Origin of the sequence: Pseudoalteromonas arctica, from assembly GCF_012927645.1 — a bacterium.
GTDB classification, from domain to species: domain Bacteria; phylum Pseudomonadota; class Gammaproteobacteria; order Enterobacterales; family Alteromonadaceae; genus Pseudoalteromonas; species Pseudoalteromonas arctica_A.
Genome location: NZ_JABBMT010000062.1, coordinates 1 through 3,905, shown reverse-complemented (window position 1 = coordinate 3,905; position 3,905 = coordinate 1). Strand labels below are relative to the sequence as shown.

Annotated in this window: 6 protein-coding genes; 2 read left to right on the top strand and 4 right to left on the bottom strand. The window is 39.5% G+C overall.

The genetic code is table 11. From position 1 onward, the window contains the following. The first annotated feature begins 142 nt into the window (after window positions 1-142). The gene (locus HHO47_RS18680; RefSeq protein ID WP_169021655.1) at window positions 143-832 is read left to right on the top strand and encodes a replication initiation protein; all 690 of its coding nucleotides are present in this window, start codon (window positions 143-145) and stop codon (window positions 830-832) included. Between the two features lie 92 nt (window positions 833-924). Here the strand turns inward: HHO47_RS18680 and HHO47_RS18675 are convergent, their stop codons facing one another. The 4 genes from HHO47_RS18675 to HHO47_RS18660 form a co-directional block, all read right to left on the bottom strand. Next, on the bottom strand, window positions 925-1,230 hold the full coding sequence (locus tag HHO47_RS18675) for a hypothetical protein (RefSeq protein WP_169021654.1): 306 nt from the start codon (window positions 1,228-1,230) through the stop codon (window positions 925-927). A gap of 91 nt (window positions 1,231-1,321) precedes the next feature. After that, window positions 1,322-1,534, bottom strand: coding sequence for a hypothetical protein (locus tag HHO47_RS18670; RefSeq protein WP_169021653.1), 213 nt, complete (start codon window positions 1,532-1,534; stop codon window positions 1,322-1,324). Then, window positions 1,527-1,946: a hypothetical protein gene (locus tag HHO47_RS18665; protein WP_169021652.1), complete on the bottom strand. Its 420-nt coding sequence runs from the start codon at window positions 1,944-1,946 to the stop codon at window positions 1,527-1,529. The genes HHO47_RS18670 and HHO47_RS18665 overlap by 8 nt, the downstream gene beginning before the upstream one ends. Window positions 1,947-2,020: 74 nt before the next feature. Beyond that, window positions 2,021-2,224: a hypothetical protein gene (locus HHO47_RS18660; protein ID WP_169021651.1), complete on the bottom strand. Its 204-nt coding sequence runs from the start codon at window positions 2,222-2,224 to the stop codon at window positions 2,021-2,023. Window positions 2,225-2,350: 126 nt separating this feature from the next. On the opposite strand from HHO47_RS18660, the gene mobV reads away from it, so the two are divergent. Then, window positions 2,351-3,301: a MobV family relaxase gene (gene mobV, locus HHO47_RS18655; protein ID WP_169021650.1), complete on the top strand. Its 951-nt coding sequence runs from the start codon at window positions 2,351-2,353 to the stop codon at window positions 3,299-3,301. Window positions 3,302-3,905: the final 604 nt, after the last annotated feature.

Here is a 3,905-nt window from a genome sequence, read left to right as displayed (position 1 = left end):
GGGGAGAGATTTACGGTGAAAATGGAGTTTAAAGGGGAGAGATTTACGGTCTTTCACACAACCAAAGGAGGAGGTTATTTACTTTACCTCTCCTTATGCTATGGTGGAGAAAATAAAAAAAACTCCACTAAAGGTTGAAGTAATGAATAATATGTCTATAGCTAAATCAAACAACTTAATCGATGCCAGTTATAAACTTAATGTACAAGCTCAAAAATTAGTTCTTGCTTGCCTTGGCAAAATAGACTCGAGACCAGATAAAAATGTTACAAAAGAAATTAGTATTACAGCATTAGAGTTTTCCGAGATGATGGGTATTGATATTAAAAATGCTCATAGGGAGCTTTACAAAGCCACAGATGCTCTATTCAAATCAAGCATAATATTACGAGATGAAAACGAAGAAATTGAACTTCGCTGGATTCAAATGAAAGTAAAAAAACTCAAAGGTGAAGGTGCGGTAAGACTAATGTGGTCTGATGAAGTTCTAAAGTATATTAGCCAATTACAGAGTAGGTTCACCACTTATAAACTTAGGAGCATAGCCAACCTACAAAGCTCCCATTCCATTCGTATCTATGAGCTTTTAATGAAATTTAATAGCACCGGAGAACGAGTGATTTATTTAGAAGATTTTAAGTCAGCATTGGGTATAGCTGATAAATATCATCAGTTTAAAGATCTCAATAAATGGGTAATAAAACCATCTATCAAAGAATTAAACCTACGAAGTGATCTTGAGATTAAATTGGAAACGATTAAAAAGGGTCGCTCTGTAGCAGCCCTATCATTTGAATTTAAAAAAAGTGCTCAGCTTAAAATGGATATTTAAATGTTAATTTAAACATTTAAATATACTCACTGCGATTTGTCACCTTACCATGTGTGTTAGGTACAGTGTAAAATGACGTTCAAACATTGCGATTATTTAATGACTTTTAAATGCTTTCGCTGCTCTTCCAAAAATCGTTTTTCCGATGCTACGTCTATAGCTTCTTGCTCTTCTAAGGGCAAAGATAAAAAGTTTGGATCACCACATAGCATCCCTTTAAACATCTCAGGATCATCTTGGTACAACTCTTCCAATTCAGCTTGATATTCATCACTAAAAATCTCTTCAAATTGTTTTCTAGCTTTTTCTTGCACCCATTCTTCAAATTCAGGAGTTCCACGTAGGGGGCGATCTTTAGATTTATTATGATAAGCTAGACTAACTTTAGATTCTGACATACTCCCTCTCTTTTAGCTGTTTTATCCAGCTTAATCGTATACGTTCCATGTTAGTAAAAACCTGCTTTGAATTTAATTTACAAATCACAAGCTATTGATTATATTCTTTTTTATATTCACTTTGAACATAAGCTAACACACCTTCTACTCTATCTATATCTTCACAAATATCAGCAGCTTCATCTTCACTTACCGTATCTAGATCTATAGCTATATTTTTTTGTAGTTTCTCTTCTAATGCTTCGATAATTAAGCGCCAGTCCCCCATAATCATGGGAATAGATAAACCATCTAATTTAAGCATTTTGTATTTCCTGTGGTGTTAATTTGACACATTTGTTTACATCAGAACCTAGCTCTTGTAATAAACCAAGATATTTCATTAAAGGCATATCTTGCTCTGGAGCAATCATAAAATGACCCTTTTTATTTGGACTCCTATCAAAAACAATTTTCAATCCCTGAGGTATAAGCACTCTTTGTTTTATTTTCCATACATTTTTTCCTTGCCTCTTCATTCCACTTGTAATGTAGTCAAAGGTAGAAAAACCATTGCCATTGGCTCTAACATAAGAAATACCATTTTTTTCATATACGGAAACATCTTTTAGAGCTCTATTTTGACTAAAATTAGGGCTTGAAGAATTACCACTTCGGAATAAGGGTCTTTGCAATTCTTCAAAATCTTCAATAAATAATAGTTCTGGGCTTATCATTGTCCACACATCCTTGATTAATATATTTTATATGTTCCCACTTTTAGCCCTGCTGCGCAAATAACAAACATATTTCAGGGTTCATTTTTCTTAGATACCCACACAGGCAGTTCTAAATTATTCCCTTCAGCGAGCCACTTTTCGAGGGCCTCTTTTTTATCTTTTAGCTCGTAATCCTCCCCTTCTAAATTAGCATAGAATTGACGTGTTTTTTCACTCTCTAAATCCGCATTAATTGCATCGCATAATTGCGTAAGGTCATCTTTTTTTTGTGTCATTTATTGCTCCTTTTTGCACCCGATTTAGGGGGGGCACGAACCACAATTTTAGCGCAGCGTTTAAAAATTGTGTAGTGAGTCCACATATATTACTCTATGTTCACACTCCCCCGCACCGAGTCACCGATGAATTTTGTTATTTTGCGAACACAGAAGTTAAAATCCAAGGGCGCAATTTGCCGCTCAACAAAGCATGCTTTTCGTGAGCAAGACACGCCCAACGCAGATCCCAAATTAACGCCAGAAAATATCCATATCGGCGCACAAAGTTCGGATGAAGCGATGGCGGCTGTCAATGCGCGTTTACCGGATAAAATTCGTAAAAATGGCGTGATGGCCATCGAGTATTTGATCACCGCCTCCCCAGAAGCGATGACCGCCAAATCACGCAAAGACCAGGATAATTATTTTCATGATTCGCTCGCCTGGCTTAAAGCAAAACACGGGGCTGAAAACGTGGTGTATGCGGGGATTCATCGGGATGAAAAAACACCGCACATGTACGCCTATGTCGTCCCCATTGACCCCAAAGGAAAATTAAACGCACGGCACTTTTTGGGAGGCGCTAAAGCGCTGAACGCCATGCAAACCGATTTTGCGCAACAGGTAGGTGTTAAACATGATTTTCAACGCGGCATTGAGGGCAGCAAGGCAACCCATCAGCGGGTTCAATCGTTTTACGGGCAGATAAATCAACCACAAGCACCGCTCACGGTGGACAAAGAACGCAAAGTTCTCAAGAAAGGCGTTTTCAGTACCACGGTGGAATCTGATGAGGAATACCAAGCCCGAATTATCCGCGAAGTGAACAAACAGATCCAACCCAGTGTTGAGAAAGCCCGTTTAAGCGCCTCAGAAACGCGCAAGAGGCACGAAATGAGTAAGACCCTAGGAAATGTGCACGAAGACTTAAAAAATGCTCAGAATTCGATACAGGCGCTTTCAAAGCACTTTGATGGATTGGATAAAAATCAGGTCGCTGAGGTGATCAAGTTAACTGAATCGCTGAAACAACAAAATCAAACCCGTGGGGCGATTTGTAGTCGTTCCAATAAAAATAAGGGCTACAGCCGATAATAAGCGACTATGAGGGCGAAGCCGCAGCGAGGAACGAGCGATAACCCAACGGTGTTTAACGAAAAATCAGCCTCACAACGCGATCACAAACGGATCACCCGATCCGATCTCCCTTCGTGCCCTGATAAACCAATCATGCACGGCCTGTAAGCCACGCTAGCGCATTTTGATTGCCCCAATGATTCAGGCTTTGGGTTGGCGCTCAACGAGCGTTTAAAATCAACTCTGAGCGTAGCGAAGGCATTCTTGGGGTATGCCGGTACGAGCGAAGCGAGGGGAAAGGCCGGCAGGGGCAACGCCCCTAAGAGGGGATTTAGGCCCAAATTTCACTTAAATTTTTAGGTTATCCACAGGTGTTTTCCTTTTTAATCTTTCTTGTTTATTAGATCTCTTGTTTTTAGCACCTCTACAGGCCACGTCAGCAAAGGGCTGTAGAGGGGAAAGGGGGAGAGATTTACGGTGAAAATGGAGTTTAAAGGGGAGAGATTTACGGTGAAAATGGAGTTTAAAGGGGAGAGATTTACGGTCTTTCACACAACCAAAGGAGGAGGTTATTTACTTTACCTCTCCTTATGCTATGGTGGAGAAAATAAAAAAAACTCCA